The organism is Streptosporangium longisporum (assembly GCF_039534895.1).
Taxonomy (GTDB): Bacteria; Actinomycetota; Actinomycetes; order Streptosporangiales; family Streptosporangiaceae; genus Streptosporangium; species Streptosporangium longisporum.
In genome coordinates, this window is the sequence record NZ_BAAAWD010000006.1 from 67,233 (window position 1) to 83,643 (window position 16,411).

At 72.3% G+C, this 16,411-nt stretch carries 13 protein-coding genes; 6 read left to right on the forward strand and 7 right to left on the reverse strand.

The genetic code is table 11. From position 1 onward, the window contains the following. Nucleotides 1–59 precede the first annotated feature (59 nt). The 5 genes from treZ to ABD832_RS04555 form a co-directional block, all read right to left on the reverse strand. On the reverse strand, nt 60–1,787 hold the full coding sequence (treZ, locus tag ABD832_RS04535; protein WP_344888763.1) for a malto-oligosyltrehalose trehalohydrolase: 1,728 nt from the start codon (nt 1,785–1,787) through the stop codon (nt 60–62). Between the two features lie 3 nt (nt 1,788–1,790). Next, nucleotides 1,791–4,352 carry a malto-oligosyltrehalose synthase gene (gene treY, locus ABD832_RS04540; RefSeq protein ID WP_344888766.1) on the reverse strand — a complete coding sequence of 854 codons (2,562 nt, stop codon included), beginning with the start codon at nt 4,350–4,352 and terminating at the stop codon, nt 1,791–1,793. Further along, complete coding sequence (gene glgX / locus ABD832_RS04545; RefSeq protein WP_344888769.1) at nt 4,345–6,450, reverse strand: glycogen debranching protein GlgX; 2,106 nt, start codon at nt 6,448–6,450, stop codon at nt 4,345–4,347. Before glgX ends, treY begins: the two co-directional genes overlap by 8 nt. A 112-nt stretch (nt 6,451–6,562) precedes the next feature. Beyond that, complete coding sequence (locus ABD832_RS04550) at nt 6,563–10,033, reverse strand: ATP-binding protein (protein WP_344888772.1); 3,471 nt, start codon at nt 10,031–10,033, stop codon at nt 6,563–6,565. Between the two features lie 173 nt (nt 10,034–10,206). After that, nucleotides 10,207–10,656 carry a hypothetical protein gene (locus tag ABD832_RS04555; RefSeq protein ID WP_344888775.1) on the reverse strand — a complete coding sequence of 150 codons (450 nt, stop codon included), beginning with the start codon at nt 10,654–10,656 and terminating at the stop codon, nt 10,207–10,209. Nucleotides 10,657–10,866: 210 nt separating this feature from the next. Between ABD832_RS04555 and ABD832_RS04560 the strand changes: the two genes are divergently transcribed. The 5 genes from ABD832_RS04560 to ABD832_RS04580 all read left to right on the forward strand — a co-directional run bounded on the left by ABD832_RS04560 (nt 10,867) and on the right by ABD832_RS04580 (nt 13,748). Beyond that, complete coding sequence (locus tag ABD832_RS04560; protein ID WP_344888778.1) at nt 10,867–11,730, forward strand: helix-turn-helix domain-containing protein; 864 nt, start codon at nt 10,867–10,869, stop codon at nt 11,728–11,730. Between the two features lie 144 nt (nt 11,731–11,874). Then, nucleotides 11,875–12,054 carry a DUF397 domain-containing protein gene (locus ABD832_RS04565; protein ID WP_344888781.1) on the forward strand — a complete coding sequence of 60 codons (180 nt, stop codon included), beginning with the start codon at nt 11,875–11,877 and terminating at the stop codon, nt 12,052–12,054. Nucleotides 12,055–12,197: 143 nt separating this feature from the next. Continuing rightward, nucleotides 12,198–12,446: a DUF397 domain-containing protein gene (locus ABD832_RS04570; RefSeq protein ID WP_344888784.1), complete on the forward strand. Its 249-nt coding sequence runs from the start codon at nt 12,198–12,200 to the stop codon at nt 12,444–12,446. A gap of 43 nt (nt 12,447–12,489) precedes the next feature. Next, a complete protein-coding gene (mscL, locus tag ABD832_RS04575) occupies nt 12,490–12,918 on the forward strand; it encodes a large conductance mechanosensitive channel protein MscL (protein ID WP_344888787.1) in 429 nt (142 codons plus the stop codon). A 77-nt stretch (nt 12,919–12,995) separates the two neighbouring features. Further along, a complete protein-coding gene (locus ABD832_RS04580; RefSeq protein ID WP_344888790.1) occupies nt 12,996–13,748 on the forward strand; it encodes a hypothetical protein in 753 nt (250 codons plus the stop codon). An 18-nt stretch (nt 13,749–13,766) separates the two neighbouring features. Here ABD832_RS04580 and ABD832_RS04585 read toward each other — a convergent pair whose 3' ends face one another. Beyond that, a complete protein-coding gene (locus tag ABD832_RS04585; RefSeq protein ID WP_344888792.1) occupies nt 13,767–14,366 on the reverse strand; it encodes a TetR/AcrR family transcriptional regulator in 600 nt (199 codons plus the stop codon). 55 nt (nt 14,367–14,421) lie between these two features. Here ABD832_RS04585 and ABD832_RS04590 point away from each other — a divergent pair, with 55 nt between their 5' ends. Further along, the gene (locus ABD832_RS04590) at nt 14,422–15,225 is read left to right on the forward strand and encodes an SDR family NAD(P)-dependent oxidoreductase (RefSeq protein ID WP_344888795.1); all 804 of its coding nucleotides are present in this window, start codon (nt 14,422–14,424) and stop codon (nt 15,223–15,225) included. Between the two features lie 149 nt (nt 15,226–15,374). Here the strand turns inward: ABD832_RS04590 and ABD832_RS04595 are convergent, their stop codons facing one another. Next, nucleotides 15,375–16,364 carry a Gfo/Idh/MocA family protein gene (locus ABD832_RS04595; RefSeq protein WP_344888797.1) on the reverse strand — a complete coding sequence of 330 codons (990 nt, stop codon included), beginning with the start codon at nt 16,362–16,364 and terminating at the stop codon, nt 15,375–15,377. Nucleotides 16,365–16,411: the final 47 nt, after the last annotated feature.

Genomic DNA, 16,411 nt, shown 5'->3' on the forward strand with positions numbered 1-16,411 from the left:
CCGCCGGGGTCCCGTGACACCGCCCCGCCGGTGACGGGAGGGTGCCACGGGGACGGATGTCAGACCGGCGGGTCCAGCCGGACGACCGCGAGCGAGCGGGGCGGCAGGGACAGCTCCTCCCCCTGCACGGTCACCGACGCCTCCGAGGCGAGCAGGACGTGTTCCGGAGCGGACCGGCCCGTGCCGAGCCTGACCGTGAGCGGGACCGGCCCGAGGTTGGCCGCCACCCGGAGCCCTCCCCGGTGCACGACCAGCCAGGACTCGCCATGGTCGACCTTGACCCGGTCCAGCCGGGGGTCGGTCAGCTCGGGGTGAGCGCGGCGCAGCGCGATCAGGGCCCGGTACCAGTCCAGGTGAGCCCGGTGGGCGTCCTTGTCCAGCTCGTTCCAGTCGAGCTTGGAACGCAGGAACGTGGTCTCCTCGCCGGGGTCGGGCGCCTTCTCGGCCCAGTCGTCGTAGCCGAAGCCCACGAACTCCCGGCGCCGCCGGTCGCCCTCGCCCTCGCGCAGCTGCGGCTCCACGTGGTCGGTGAAGAACAGGAACGGCGAACGCGTCCCCCACTCCTCCCCCATGAACAGCATGGGCGTGAACGGCGAGGTCAGCAGGAGCCCGGCGGCGAGCCGGAGCGCCTCGGGGTCCAGCCGGTCGCCCTCGGCCCGGTTGCCGATCTGGTCGTGGTTCTGCGCGCAGCAGACGAAGCGGTACCCGGGAACGTGGGACGCCGGACGGCCGTGGGAGCGTCCCCGGAAGGCGGAGAAGGTCCCGTCGTGGTAGTAGCCGTGGCTGAGCACCTTGGGCAGGGCACCGTGGAAGTCGTCGTAGTAGCCGTGCCGCTCGCCGCTCACCGCGACGTGCAGGGCGTGGTGGACGTCGTCGTTCCACGCCCCCGTCAGGCCGTACCCTCCGGCCTCGCGGGGGGTCATCAGCCGGGGGTCGTTGAGGTCGGACTCGGCGATGAGCGTCAGCGGCCTGCCCACGGCGGCCGAGAGCGCCTCGGTCTCGACGGCCAGTTCCTCCAGCAGGTGGACGGCCCGGCTGTCGTGCAGCGCGTGCACGGCGTCCAGCCGCAGGCCGTCGACGTGGTAGTCGCGCAGCCACTGCATCGCGTTGCCGACGAAGTAGGCGCGCACCTCGTCGGATCCGGGACCGTCCAGGTTGACCGCCTGCCCCCAGAAGGAGGAGGCGCTGGAGTGGAAGTACGGGCCGAAGGGGGCCAGGAAGTTCCCCGAGGGGCCCAGGTGGTTGTAGACGACGTCGAGGATCACGCCCAGCCCGCGCCGGTGACAGGCGTCCACGAAGCGCTTGAAGGCGTCCGGGCCGCCGTAGTTCTCGGTGACCGCCCACAGGTCCACGCCGTCGTAGCCCCAGTTGCGGCCGCCCGGCACCGGCGGCACCGGCATGACCTCGACGAAGTCGATGCCCAGGTCGACCAGGTGCTCCAGCTTGCCGATCGCCGCGTCGAAGGTGCCCTCGGGGGTGAAGGTGCCGATGTGCAGCTCGTAGATGACCGCGCCCGGCAGGTCGCGGCCCCGCCACAGCTCGTCGCCCCACTCGAAGCGGTCGTGGTCGTAGACCCTGCTCGGGCCGAAGATGCCGTCGGGCTGCCAGCGGCTCCGGGGATCGGGCATCGGGTCGCCGCCGTCGAGCCGGAACCGGTAGTCGGTGCCGTGGCCGGCGCCGGGGACCTCCGCGGTCCACCAGCCGCCGCCCGACGCCGACATGGGGTAGCGGACCTCGCCGATCTCCACGTCCACCGACGTCGCCTGTGGCGCCCATACTTCGAACACGTGTCAGTTCCTTTCCAGCAGCGCGACAGGGTGGATGGAGAGCAGGTGCGCCAGGGGGATGCGTCCGGTGTGCTCGGTGCCGGTCAGCAGGTCCCGCCAGGTGCCGCGCGGCAGGGTGATCGTGTCGCTCCCCCAGCCGCCGCGCCGCTCCAGCCCGACCGGCAGCCGGGTGGCGACGGTCACGGCCCGCTCGCCGCGGGCGAAGGCGACCGCGTGCTCGCCCGCCTCGATCGGCAGGTACGGCGCGTCCGGGCCCAGCCGGTGCCGCAGCCCCAGGGCGTGGGAGGTCACGGCCAGCTTGGCCTCGTCCCAGGTGAGGTCCTCGGCGGCGGTGCTCGGGTTGGCCTCGTCGGGGTTGGCGTGGCTGGCGTGCGCCTGGGCCGACGAGAGCATCCGGCGCCGGAGCTGGAAGTCCACCGGGCGGCGGTTGTCCGGGTCGACCAGGGAGAAGTCGGTGATCTCGTTCCCCCAGTACAGGTCGGGCACGCCGGGCAGCATGAGCTGGACGAGCTTCTGCCCCAGCGAGTTGGACCTGGCGTACGGCTCGATCCTGGCGGCGAACTCGGCGATCGACGGCCCGCACTCCTCCACCGCGCGGGTGACGAAGTCGCGGATGCCGCGCTCGTAGGCCGGGTCCGGGGTGGCCCAGGAGATCGAGGTCTTGGCCTCGCGGGCCGCCTTGAACAGGTAGTCGAAGAACCTGTCCGGGTCGATCGGCCAGGACGCCATCAGGTTCTGCCAGGCCAGATAGTCCAGGGCCGGGTCGAAGGAGACCTTCGCCGACCACTCGCCGACCGCCGCCGCCCACTCGGCGGGCATCTCCGACAGCACGGCCAGCCGGGCCCGTACGTCCTCGGAGCGCTTGGTGTCGTGGGTGGACAGCGTCGTCATGGTGGCCGGGGACATCCTCCGGCAGAACGCGTGGAACTCCTCGACGGACTCGCCGAACCGGTCGGGCTCGCCTCCCACCTCGTTCAGGCAGGACAGCGGGTACCACCGGTACAGGGCGGTGTCCTCGACGCCCTTGGCCATCACCGGCCCGCAGGTCTGCTGGAAGCGGGTGACGGCCTCGGCCGGCCCGTACAGCACCTGCCGGACGACCTCGTCGACCGGGGCGCCCTCGGGCAGGTGCCCGGCCGCGATCCGGCCGGCCTCCTCGACGATCCGCGCCGACGCCTCGGGCACCGGCTCCCCGGGCACCGCGTACGCGCGGTAGACCGGCATGGCGGCCAGCAGCTCCACCAGTGTCTGCCGGTCGGAGCCGGTCAGGGCGTGCAGCCGGTCGATCTCGGAGCCGAAGAACAGGTTCAGGACCTCGGTCTTGGACTCGCGGACCACCTGGGCGTAGTCGGACGGCCCGCCGGTGTGCGTGCTGTACAGCTCGACCAGCGGTTCCTTTCCGGCCGGGTCTACGAACAGGCCGGTGATGCGGTTGAGCACGTCGTAACCGGTGGTGCCGTCGCAGTCCCAGTCGGCGGGCAGCCGCTCGGAGCCGACCAGGATCTTCTCGGCCACGGTCCACAGCCCCGAGGCCGCGCGCAGCCGCGCCAGGTAGCCGCGCGGCTCGGCGAGCCCGTCGGGGTGGTCCACCCGCAGCCCCTGGATAACACCCTCCTTGACCAGGGCGAGGATGAGGGCGTGGGTGTCGTCGAAGACCTCCGGGTCCTCGACGCGCAGCCCGATCAGCGAGGAGACGTCGAAGAAGCGGCGGTAGCCGGGCCCGCGCCGCCAGTCGACCAGCCGGTAGTGCGTGTCGGGCAGCGGGAACTCGTGGTCGTGGTAGCGCAGCACGTCGCCGTCCGCCACGACCTCCTCCGGGTCGCCGCCGAGGACGGGCATGTTGACCCTGCCCTCGCCGCCCTCCCAGTCGATGTCGAACCAGGAGGCGTACGGCGACTCGCGCCCCTCCTTGAGCACCGACCACAGCTGGGCGTTGCCCGACTCGGGCACCGGGATCGTCATGTGGTTGGGCACGATGTCGACGACGATGCCGATCCCGTGCTGGGCCAGCGTCGCCGACAGCTCCCGCAGGCCCTCGGCGCCGCCGAACTCCTCGCGGATCCGCGAGTGGTCGGTCACGTCGTAGCCGTGCTGCGACCCGGGCACCGCTTGCAGGACGGGCGACAGGTAGACGTGGCTGACCCCCAGGTCCCGCAGGTAGGGGGCCAGCTCGGCCACCTTGTCGAACCCGAAGTCCGGGGTCAGCTGGAACCGGTACGTCGACAGCGGCACCTCGTAGGAGCCGGGCGAGGGCAGCGGGATCTGCCCGTCCGTCTCCAGCGGCGCCGGGTCGACGACCTGGTCGCCGTCCTCACCGGTCCTGGCGCCGGGCAGCGTCTCGGCGGGCGGCACGTCCGGCACGCCCTGCGGCGGCACGCTCCCGGGCTCGGGAACGGGCTCGGCGGGCGGTGCCCCCGGGCCGCCCGGAGCGGGCTCGGGGACAGGTGCCGGCCCGGGGACGGGCGCGGGCTCGGCCGGGGCCGGTCCGGTCAGGACGGGCCCGGCCGGCACGGGTCCGGGAACAGGCCGGGTCAGCGGCTCGGGGTGGGTCAGGGGCTCAGACACGGCGCAACACCCTCACCGAGCGGCCGACCACCGGCACGCTCTCTCCGGCCCGGCACAGCCGGGTGTCGATCGTGATCGGCATGGCCGTGTCGATCTCCGTCAGCCACATCTCGCCGTAGTCCTTGGGAAGGGTGAACTTGATGACGTCGTGGTGGGCGTTGAACAGCAGCAGGAACGAGTCGTCGGCGATCTGCCGGCCCCGGCGGTCGGGCTCGGTGATGGCGTCGCCGTTCAGGAAGACGGCCAGCGACTTGGCGTAGCCCACGTTCCAGTCGGCGTCGGTCATCTTCTCCCCCTTGGGGGTGAGCCAGGCGATGTCGCTGAGGTTGTCCTCGGACCCGCGTACCGGGCGCCCGTAGAAGAACCTGCGCCGCCGGAAGACCGGGTGGTCGGCGCGGAGCTTGGCCACCCGCCGGGTGAACTCCAGCAGCAGCCAGTTCTCCCTGACGTCGGACCAGTCGACCCAGCTGAGCTCGTTGTCCTGGCAGTAGACGTTGTTGTTGCCCCGCTGGGTGCGGCCCAGCTCGTCGCCGTGGGAGAGCATCGGGACGCCCTGGGACAGGAACAGGGTCGTCAGGAAGTTCCGCTTCTGCTGCTCGCGCAGCGACTCGATGGCCAGCGACGCCGGCCCCTCCTCGCCGCAGTTCCAGGAGCGGTTGTCGTCGGCGCCGTCCCGGTTCTCCTCGCCGTTGGCCTCGTTGTGCTTGCCGTTGTAGGACACCAGGTCCTGCAGGGTGAACCCGTCGTGGCAGGTGACGAAGTTGATGGAGGCGGCCGGACGGCGGCTGTCGTCCTGGTAGAGGTCGCTGGAGCCGGTCAGCCGGGAGGCGAACTCGGGCAGCGCGGCGGGCTCGCCCCGCCACAGGTCGCGGATCGTGTCGCGGTACAGGCCGTTCCACTCGGTCCAGCGGGCCGGGAAGTTGCCGACCTGGTAGCCGCCCGGGCCGACGTCCCACGGCTCGGCGATGAGCTTGACCTGCGAGAGCACCGGGTCCTGCTGGACCAGGTCGAAGAAGGCGCTCAGCCGGTCGACCTCGTGCAGCTCCCGCGCCAGCGTCGAGGCCAGGTCGAACCTGAAGCCGTCCACGTGCATCTCGATGACCCAGTAGCGGAGCGAGTCCATGATCATCTGGAGGACGTGCGGGGAGCGCATGAACAGGCTGTTGCCGGTGCCCGTGGTGTCCATGTAGTACCGCTTGTCGTCGTCGACCAGACGGTAGTACCCGGCGTTGTCGATGCCCCGCATGCTCAGCGTCGGGCCCAGGTGGTTGCCCTCGGCGGTGTGGTTGTAGACCACGTCGAGGATGACCTCGATGTTCGCCTCGTGCAGGGCCTTGACCATGGCCTTGAACTCCAGCACCTGCCCGCCGCGCTGCCCGCTGCTGGAGTAGGTGTTGTGCGGCGCGAAGAAGCCGATGCTGTTGTAGCCCCAGTAGTTCGTCAGCCCGCGGTCGGACAGGATGTGGTCGGTGACGAACTGGTGCACCGGCATCAGTTCGAGCGCGGTGACCCCGAGCGACGTCAGGTGGTCGATGATCTCCGGGTGCCCGATCGCGGCGTAGGTGCCGCGGATCCGCTCGGGGATCTTCGGGTGGTTGATCGTCAGGCCCTTGACGTGCGCCTCGTAGATCACCGTGTTGTGGTACGGCGTGCTCGGCGGCCGGTCGTGTCCCCACCCGAAGAACGGGTTGATCACGACGGACTTCGGCATGAACTCGGCCGAGTCGGCGTCGTTGAGGCTGTCGGGCTCGCCGAAACGGTAGCCGTACACGGCCTCGTTCCAGTTCACGTCGCCGTCGATCGCCTTGGCGTAGGGATCGAGCAGCAGCTTGGCGGGGTTGCATCGCTGCCCCGCCGCCGGGTCGTACGGGCCGTGGACGCGGTAGCCGTACCGCTGTCCCGGGCCGACACGCGGCAGATATCCGTGCCAGACGAACCCCTCGCACTCGGTGAGAGGGACCTTCGTCTCTTGATTGTCATCGTCGAACAGGCACAGCTCGACGCGTTCCGCGGCCTCGGTGAAAAGCGCGAAGTTGGTTCCCGCGCCGTCGTAGGTGGCCCCCAGAGGATAGGGGTCACCAGGCCAGATCTCGATCATTGCACCGCCCTTCAGCGGTGGAGACATATGCCCGGTGTTCGCCGTGGCATGCATACATTCCCGCTCCTGTGACGTCGATCTCAGCAGGTGGACACGGCACGCGCTCACGAGACTAGGACAGGACGGGCCTCAGGCGTGCGACCAGCGCGCGGACGGCGGGCTCGTACACGCGCAGGCCCGCCCGTGCCACGAAGGCCCCGGCCGCGCTCAGGTGGGCCGCGGCCCGCTCCTCGTCGCCGCCGAGCAGGGCCAGCCTGGCCAGGCAGAGGTCGGCCTGCGACCAGCCCAGCAGCCGTCCGGCGTGCGGTGCGAGCAGGCCGTACAGGACCTTGCCCGCGGTCTCGTCGCCGAGCGCGGCGCAGATCTCGCTGACGGCGTCCGCCACGAACCGGTAGGCCAGCTCGGGGCCTATCGCGGCGAAGCCGTCCCGGGCCAGGCCGGCGAGGACCCCGCGCGCCTCGTCCGTCCTGCCCAGGTCGACCAGGGCCAGGCAGCGCAGGATCGCCCAGGGCCGCTGGCCGGGCCGGCGGCCGAGCATCTCCTCGGCCAGCGCGAGCGCCCGGCCGCTCTCGCCCGCGGCGCGCAGGGACAGGAAGCGGAACGTCTCCCGGCGCAGCAGCGCGTCGTCGCGGCCCAGCGCCCCCTCGGGGTGGGCGGCACCGGAGGCGTCGGCCGCGGCGAGCGCGCCGGCGAGGTGCCCGGACAGGTAGGCGCGGACCGCGGCCTGCCACTCGGCGAGGCTGACCATCGAGGGGAGCCGCAGCCGCCCGGCGTTCTCCCGCAGCCAGGCCAGCAGCTCCGCGGCGGGCCCGGCCTCGCCGCGGGCCATCAGCTCGACGTACGCGTTCTCCCTGCCGATCCACTCGGTGACCAGGTCCCCGGTACGGCGGCCGAGCTCCACGATCTCGGCGACGACCTCCCGCCCGCGCTCGTGGTCGCGGTCGGAACGCAGCAGGATCTCCAGCGCGATCAGCGTCCTGGCCAGGGTCGCCTCGTCACCGCTGCGGCGGGCCAGCGACACCGCCTCCCGCGCCATGTCCACGCTCCGCTCCACCGGCCGGCCGGTCGATCCGGTCAGCGCGGCGGCGGCGAGCAGCCGGGCCCGCCACGGCGAGTCGGAGGCCAGGCCGGAGGCGAGGACCCGGCCGATGCGCTCGGCCGTCCGGTCGATGCCGGTCATCTCCTCGTACATGGCCAGGTGCAGCGGGTCGGAGAAGCCGAGCACCGCCCTGGCCAGCCGGGCGTCGTCGCCGAGCTCCTCGGCGAGCTCCGCGGCGGCCTCCAGCGAGGCGCGGGCCGCGCCGCCCGTCCCCGCCGCGGACTGTGCCTCGGCCAGGTCGAGCAGCAGGTCGCAGCGGAGCGCGGCGTCCGGCTCCGCGAGCCGGTCGACCAGCGCGATCGCCTTCTCCAGGCCCTCCACCGCGTCCTCGTGGGCGAACTGGGCACCGGCCTGGGCCGCCGCGCGCCGGGTGTAGCCGATGGCCACGGCCACCGACTCCGGGCCGAGCAGGCCCTCGCGGCAGTGGTGGGCGATCTCGCTCAGCCGCGTCCCGCCCCGCTCCCGGAGCACCTCGGCGATCCGCGCGTGCGTCCTCCTGCGGCGCAGCGGCGGCAGCGCCTCGCGCAGCACGTCGCGGACGATGTCGTGGACGAACCGGCAGCCCGGCCCGTCCTCGGCGACCAGCAGCCGGGCCTGCACGGCGGCGTCGACGATGTCGAGCACCCGCTCCGGGGGCGGTCCGGCCACCCGGGTCAGCACGTCGAGGTCCGCCTCCCGGCCGAGCAGCGCCGCGGCGGTCAGCACCTCCTCGGTGCCGGGCGGCAGGCCCGCCAGCCGCCCGCGTACCACGTCCGACAGCGCCTGGGGTGCCCCGGGCGTCTCGCCGAGCTGGAGCGCCTCGCCCAGGAAGAACGGGTTGCCCGCGGTGAGCCTGCCCATCTCGGCCGCCCTGCCCGGGTCGGCCCCGGCCCGCTCCAGGTAGCGGCGGATCTCCTGCTCGCTCAGGCCGCGCAACGGGAGCCGCCGCACGTGCGGCAGCCGCGCCAGCGCGCCCAGCGTGCGCTCCAGCGGCCCCGCCTCCCCTCCCCCGGTGTCGCGGTACGTCGCCACCACGGTCAGCTCCGGGCAGAGCCGGGTGGAGGCCAGGAACTCCAGCAATCGCAGCGACGACGGGTCCGCCCACTGCAGGTCGTCGAGCACCACCAGCGTCCGGCCGTGCTCGTTCAGCAGCCGGGCGAACGCCTCGTACAGCTCGAACTGCCCGGTCCCGGGCGCGGCACCCTGGGTGGTCTGGGTGCCCGGCGTGCCGTGGGTGCCCGGGGTGCCCTGGGGGCCCGGTCGCGCTCCGGTGCCGGTGAGCTGCGCCAGCTCCCCGTCCCTGCCGACCAGCTCCCGTACCGCCTGCGTCCAGGGCCAGAACGGGGGCGCGCCGGCGCCGTCCCAGCAGCGGCCCCACACCACCCGCCGGCCCCGGGCCCGCGCGGCGTCGGCGGCGTGCTCGGCGAGACGGGTCTTGCCGATGCCCGGCTCCCCGGCGAGCAGCACCACCCGGTGCCCGTCCCCGGCGACCACCCGCTCCAGCACCGCGGTCTCGGCGTCCCTCCCGACCGGCCCGTCGTCCTGCCCGGCCTCGGCGGTCGTCCCCGTCCTCGCGTCCCCGCCCGCGCTCGCCACGCCCGCCCGGTTCGCCACGCCCGCCCGGTTCGTCGCGTCCGCCTGGTTCGTCACGTCCGCGGCACCCACTGTGCTCGCCGCACCCACCGCGCCCACCGCGTCCACTGTGCTCGGCGCGCTCCGCACGCCCGCCGGGGGGCGGGGGGTCAGGGCGGGGTCCTGGGCCAGGATGCGCCGCTCCATCTCCCGGGAACCCGCGTCGGGGTCCAGCCCCAGATCCTCCATCAGCAGCCGCCGCCCCTCGGCGAGCACGGCGAGCGCGTCGGCCTGCCGGCCCGCCTGGTAGAGGGCGTGCGCCGCGAGCACCCGCAGCCGCTCCCTGAACGGGTGTGCGGCGACCAGCTGGGCCAGCCTGCCGTTCAGCGCCGCCCCCCGGCCCAGCGCCAGCTCCGCCCCGGCCAGGTCCTCCTCGACCGTCAGCCGGAACTCGGCCAGGTGCGCGGCCTCCTCGGCCGCCCAGGAGGAGGCCGCGAGGTCCGCGAGCGGTTCGCCGCCCCACTGCGCCAGCGCCCGCCGCAGCTCCCGGGCCGCCCCCTCGTGGTCGCCCGCGGCCGTCCGGCCCGTGCCCGCGGCCGCGTGCTCCCGGGCCCGGCCCAGGTCGATCGCGGTGACCGGCACGTCCAGGGCGTACCCGCCCGGCCTGGTGACCAGGACCGTCGGGGCCACCCTGCGCGTCCGGCCGGGCTCGAAGAGCCGACGGAGCTTGGAGACGTACGCCTGCACGGTGTTGAGCGCCCCCGGGGGAGGATCGCCCTCCCAGAGCGCGTCGATCATCCGGTGCGGCCCGACCGGCCGTGGCGCGGCGAGGACGCACATGGCCAGCACCAGCCGTTGCTGGTAGGGACCGGCGTCCAGCACCGTCCCGTCATCGGCGAGCACCCCGACCGGGCCCAGCACGCGAAAGTCCATCCGGCCCACCTCGCATTGAACTGCGCCGATAGTACCTTTCGCCTGCCGTTCCGGCCTTCACGCGACCGGCCCTCGCCCTCACCGGCTCCCACCCCGCCGTCCCGGTCAGGCCCGGCTCCTCGGACGGGGTCGCCCCCCTCCGCGACACGGAGGTCCGCCCGGCCGGTGACCCCTCACGGTTCGAGGCCCGCCCCCGCCCGCAGCCGCCGTATCCGCCCGTCCCCCTCGCAGAGCCCGCACACGTCGCCGTCGCGCTCGGCCGGCCCGACCGCCGCCCGGCCGTTCTGGCGCGCCACCGCGCCGCTTGCGCCCGCCACCGCGCCACTCCCGCCCGGCACCGCGCCGGTGGGCTCGTCGGCACCGGCCGCGGCCAGGGCCCGCGCGGGCCCCCGCGCGCCGGTCCGCCCCTCGCCGCCGCACAGTCCGCACCGCTGCAGGGCGTCGAAGCTCGGGGAGCGGTACGCGTGCGCGGTCAGGCGACCGCGGTCGATCTCCCATCCCTGCACCCAGGCGAACGCGTCGATCTCCCCGAAGATCCAATCGTCCAGCGCCCGGAGGCCGATGATCGCTAAGCTTCGTACTCCGATCGAGCGGCCGCTCCCGCCTTCGACGTCGTGCTTCAAGGCTTCACCCCCTGAAGATTCGCCCTTCCCGGGCCTTACCCTTTGCCTACCCCTGTTTTGTGCCGCTGGCAACATGAAATTGGCAATTGCCATGTAGCATTTGCCAGTAGATCTTTCCGTTGGTTTGTGCCGCCGCTCCGTACCGGGTCGTACCGGAGGCCGGACAGAGACCGGTCCGCCCGTCGGTGGCATCGAGAAGAGGGTGCGCCGATGGCCGAGAACAACCCGACCCTTCGTCGGCGCCGTCTCGGGGGCCGGCTGCGGGAGCTGCGCAAACAGGCCGGGCTGACGGTCGAGCAGGCGGCCGAGGTGCTGCTCTGCACCCCCTCGAAGATCAGCAGGATGGAGAACGCCCAGCGCGGCGCCAGCCAGAGGGACGTGCGCGACCTCTGCGCCGCCTACGGCATCAGCGACGAGGACCTGATCGACCAGCTCATGACGCTGGCCCGGGAGATCCGCAAACCCGGCCTGAAGCACGAGCACGGCGACCTCGGCAACGACGCCCTGTACACGTACATGGAGCTGGAGGCCGGGGCGTCGTCGATCACCGAGTTCCAGACCGCGTGCTTTCCCGGCCTGCTCCAGACCGAGGACTACGCCCGGGCCCTGATCCGGGGACTGCTGCCGCGGATGGCCGACGACGTGCTGGAGCGGCGCGTCGCCGCCCGCATGGCGCGCCAGCCGGCCGTGCTGGAGAGGCCGAAGCCCCCTCGCTACTGGGCCTTCATCGACGAGGCCGTGCTGCACCGTCGGGTCGGCGGCACCGAGATCATGAGAGCCCAGCTGGAGCACGCACTGGTGATCGCGGAGAAGCGCCACGTCACCCTTCAGGTCGTCCCGTTCGACAAGGGGGCCTACATGGGGGCGGGCAGCCCGTTCGTCTACCTGGAGATGGAGGAGGGCGTGGGCTCGCACGTCGTCTACATCGAGATCCTCGTCCGGAACGAGTACCTGGAGAGATCCGACGACCTGGACGTGCACCGGGAGGCGATCGACCAGATCCGCGCCACGGCACTGGATCCCCGCGCCTCACTGGAATGCATCGCCCAGATGATGCGGACCTATATGAACTAAAGGGAAAAAGCGTATTTCGCAGAGATAAAAAGAACTCCCGCGTCACACCGGTGGTGCCAGGACGCCCCCGCAACAGGGGTCCTATCCTTTCCAAAGACACCGGGAGTGTCAATGAACTCACCGCAAGGCACGACCACTCCCCCCATGGAGTGGCGCATCTCTTCGCGCTGCAACGCGGGGAACTGCGTCCAAGTGGCCTTTGCGTCCGACATGGTCAGTGTTCGTGATTCCAAGAATCCCGACGGCGGCCTGCTGCGCTACTCGCGCGGCGATTGGGCCGTCTTCGTCCACGCCATCAAGCAGGGCGAATACGACCTCTCATAGATGGACTTAAACATGTACCGGGACCGTAATCACGGTCCCGGTACATAGTACAACCAAAAAGAAACATTTACATTTCAGCAACATATATTACGATGCTCCCGGCATGACATCCCGGTTTCACGACCGAACTCCTGGGAGAGCGCATGACGGGCCGACCTCGGTTCAGCAACAGCGCCTGGCACCGGCCGGCGTGCAACAACGGAAGCTGCGTAGAGGTGGCCTTCGAGCACGGCAGCGTCGGCGTGCGCGACGGCAAGAACGGCACGAACGGACCGGTCCTCGTCTTCACCCTGGCGGAGTGGGACTCCTTCGTCCGGTCCATCCGCCGAGGACGCTTCGACATCCCCTGGTTCCGGCGGATCGCCCGGCGGGACAGGAGGTTTGCCCGCTGAACGACGGGTAGTCCAGCGTCTTCACGATTGGAGGGCGCCAAGGATGGGCGGATTCAAGAAGTTCCTGCTGAGGGGCAACCTCGTCGAGCTGGCCGTCGCGGTGGTGGTCGGGGCGACCTTCAGCGGGCTGATCCAGGCACTGGTCAAGGACCTCATCACCCCCCTGATCGGAGCCGTCACGGGCGGCAGGCAGCCGGACTTCTCGCAGTACATGTTCACGATCAACGGTTCCAAGTTCATGTACGGCGACTTCATCAACCACCTGCTGACCTTCCTGATCATCGCCGCGGTCATCTACTGGCTGGTCGTGATGCCGATGACCCGCCTGATCGGCTTCTTCGACCGGGACAAGAAGGCCACCGAGAAGGAATGCCCGGAGTGCCTGAGCGACATCCCGATCGACGCCAAGCGCTGCGCGTTCTGCACCGTGGAGCTGTCGCGGGTCGCGGTCGGCGACCGGCCCCCGGCCTGACGCCCCCGATTCCGTGAGCCCGTCCGGGTGAACCCTCCGGTTCGGCGGGGCCGTCCCGACCGGGGGACAATGGGACCGTGAGCTTCGAACTGGCCGTCTGGTACGAGCCCGAACCGATCACCCGGGAGCACGCCCGGAGCGTTCTCCAGGCGGCGCGCCACGCGGCATCGGAGGGTGACCCGGCGCCTTCCGGTGAGGACGAAGGCCACGCGGAGCGGCCCGGCGGGACCGGGGCCTTCGAGCAGGGCTCCGGCGAGCGCGCGGCCGAAGGCGAACGCACGGCCGAAGGCGAGCGCATGGCCGAGGACGAGGACGAGGTCGCGGAGCCGCACCCCGGGGTGGTCGCGTTCGCCGAGCGTCTTCCCGGTGCCGAACGGCTCTCCCCCGATCTGATCCTGGTCACCCTGACCCCGCAGGAGGCCGACGAGGTCTCGGCCGAGATCTTCGCGCTGGCGGCCGAGTGCGGGCTGGTCTGCTACGACCCGCAGCGGCACCTGGTGCACAACCTGGGACCTCGGGGCGTCTACCCCACCATGGAGATGCGCACGGGCGACGGGATGATCGTGATCGGCCCGGACCTGCGGCTCGTCTCGGACGCGCTCACCACCCTGTCCCCGCAGAACCCGTTCATGGCGCTGGTCGTCTTCGGCGAGCACTTCGTCCAGACCTCCCCGGAACCGTCCGGCTACGAGCTGGAGTACCGCGACAGTGTGCGCGGGCGGATGTTCCGCACGCACGTCACCGACCTCTCCGCGGTCCAGGACGCCTTCACCGAGTACGCCACCGGTGTGCGGGCCTTCCTGGACCGGCACGACTGGCAGCCCGTCTGACGGCCCGCCCGAGCCCACTCAGCCGCACCCGTCCAGCGCCGCGCGCGTCTGCTCGACCGACATGGGCGGGACGGGAAGCGGGTGGGCCGCGGCGGCGCGCAGGCCGTCGAGGGTGAGCGCGAGGTGCCGCCGCCAGGCGGTTGGCGCGACGCGGGAGGTGGCTCGTACCGTCGCCGCGACCCCCCAGAGCACGAACGCCATGTCGGCGATGGTGACGTCGTCGCGCAGGGCGCCCGACTCCCGGGCGCGCTCGACGATCCGGAGCATCGACGCGTACCCGGGGTCCGTCGCGGTCGCGGCCCCGCGTACGGCGAGGTCGTTGTAGCCCAGGTCGGCGGCCTGCAGCTCGCACACCGCGGTGATGAACGTGGTGAAGCCCTCCCAGGCGTCGTCCGCCTCCAGCGCCCGCCCGGCCAGCCGCGCGACCGTCGCCACCCGGTCCTCGAACACCGCCTCCACCAGCTCCGCCCGGGTGGGGAAGCGGTTGTACAGCGTGCCGATGCTGACCCCGGCCGTACGGGCGATCTCTTCGAGCGGCACGTCGAGCCCACGGTCGGCGAAGAGCCCTCTGGCCGCCGCCAGGAGGCGTTCCCGGTTGTGCAGGGCGTCCTTGCGCATGTCCCGGAGTCTAGCTAAGTTGAGGTCGATCTCAACTTGAGGAAGGCCTCAACATATGCGACGGACCATCGTGATCACCGGAGGCACCAGTGGCATCGGCATGGCCCTGGCCCGCCACCACGTGGGGCGGGGCGACCTGGTCGTCGCCGTGGGAAGCACCGAGCAGGGCGGCCGGCGCCTGCTGGAACGGGTGCCCGGGGCGCGCTTCGTCCGGGCCGACCTCGCCTCCGTCCGGCGGACCCGCGACCTGGCCCGGCGGCTCCGGGACGAGTTCCCGGTGATCGACGCGCTGGTTCTGGGGGCCTTCAGGTACAACACGGCGAGGGCCGAGACCGAGGAGGGGTTCGAGCGCACCTTCGCGCTGTACGTGCTCAGCCGCCTGCTCATGGCCGAGGGCCTGCGGGAGCCGCTGCAGGGGGCACCGGCACCGGTGATCGTCAACCTGTGCGGCGTCGGGGGTCCCCGCTCGGCGGGGATCCGCTGGGACGACCTCCAGCTGACCCGGGGGTACCGGCCCTTCACCGCGACGATGCAGGGCGCCAGGGCCGTCGAGCTGCTGGCCTCGGTGCACGACGGCGGGCGGACGCGGTACGTGCTCTACAACCCCGGGTTCGTGGCGACCGGGATGCACGAGTCCTTCGGGCAGCCGGTACGCGGCGTCGTCCGGGCGGTGTCGGCGCTGTTCGCCCAGCGGGTGGACGACGCCGTGCCGCCGATCACCGCCCTCCTCGACCGTCCCCCGGCCGCGCCGCTCACCGCGTACCGCGGGGGCAGGCCCTTCGAGCCGGCCGTGGACCGCGCCTCGGCGCTGAGGATGGAGGCGGCCGTCCGCGCGATGGTGGCGGCCGTCCCCGGCTGAGCGGCCGGATCCCGGCCGAGCGAGCGGATCCCGGCCGAGCGAGCGGATCCCGGCCGAGCGAGCGGATCCCGGCCCCGGCAGCCGGCCCTGCCGGTGGGCCGCTCCTCCCCCGTCCCGTCACGCGGCCGTCGCGACGGCCCGGCCGCGGCTCACTCGCCGGGGAAGCGGACCCCCACCTGCGCGCGGACCTCGTCCAGGACGCCCATCACGTCCAGGGTCGCCTGCCAGGGCATCAGCGGGCTCTCCAGCAGGCCCTCGCGCAGGCAGCGCATGGCCTCGGCCGCCTCGTGCAACATGCCCTTGCCCTCGAAGGGGACGTGGAAGGTCTCCGGCTCGCCCTCCGTGCGGTGCAGGGTGAAGGTGTCGGGCCGGAAGAACGGGCCCGGCACCTCGATCCGGCCGAGCGGGCCGGAGACGGACGCGGCGACCGGGCTGTGCGTGGTGATGCCGCAGGACAGCAGGGCGACCGCCCCGCTGTCGTAGCCGAGCAGCACGCCGGTGGTCTCGTCCACCCCCTCGGGGGTCAGCCGCGCCCAGGACCGCACCCCGGCGGGGGCGCCGAGCACCATGTGGGCGAAGGAGACGGGGTAGACGCCCACGTCGAGCAGCGCGCCACCGCCCAGTTCCGGGTTACGGAGCCGGTGGTCGGGCGGGACGGAGACGGAGAACCCGAAGTCGGCGTGGACGGTGGCGACCGGGCCGACGGCGCCGCCCTCCACCAGTTCCATGATCATGCGGACGGCCGGGAGGCAGCGCGTCCACATGGCCTCCATCAGGAACAGGCCCCGCTCCCGTGCGAGGCCGACCAGATCGTCGGCCTGGGCCCGGTTGAGGGTGAACGCCTTCTCGCACAGGACGGCCTTGCCGCCTTCGAGGCAGGTCCGTACGGCGTCGTGGTGGGCGTTCTGGGTGTTGGCGACGTAGACGATGTCCACGTCGGGGTCGGCGGCCAGCTCGGCCCAGCTCCCGTGGGCGCGGGGGATGCCGTGCCGGTCGGCGAAGGCCCGCGCGGACTCCTCCGACCGCGATCCGACCGCGACCACCTCGGCGTCCGGCAGGAGCTTCAGGTCCTCGGTGAAGGTGGCGGCGATGCCGCCGGTCGCCAGAATGCCCCACTTGATCGGCTTAATCGCGCTCATAGCCTCATATCTCACCATGCGTCGTTGTATCGGCTCCTGCCGCGGGT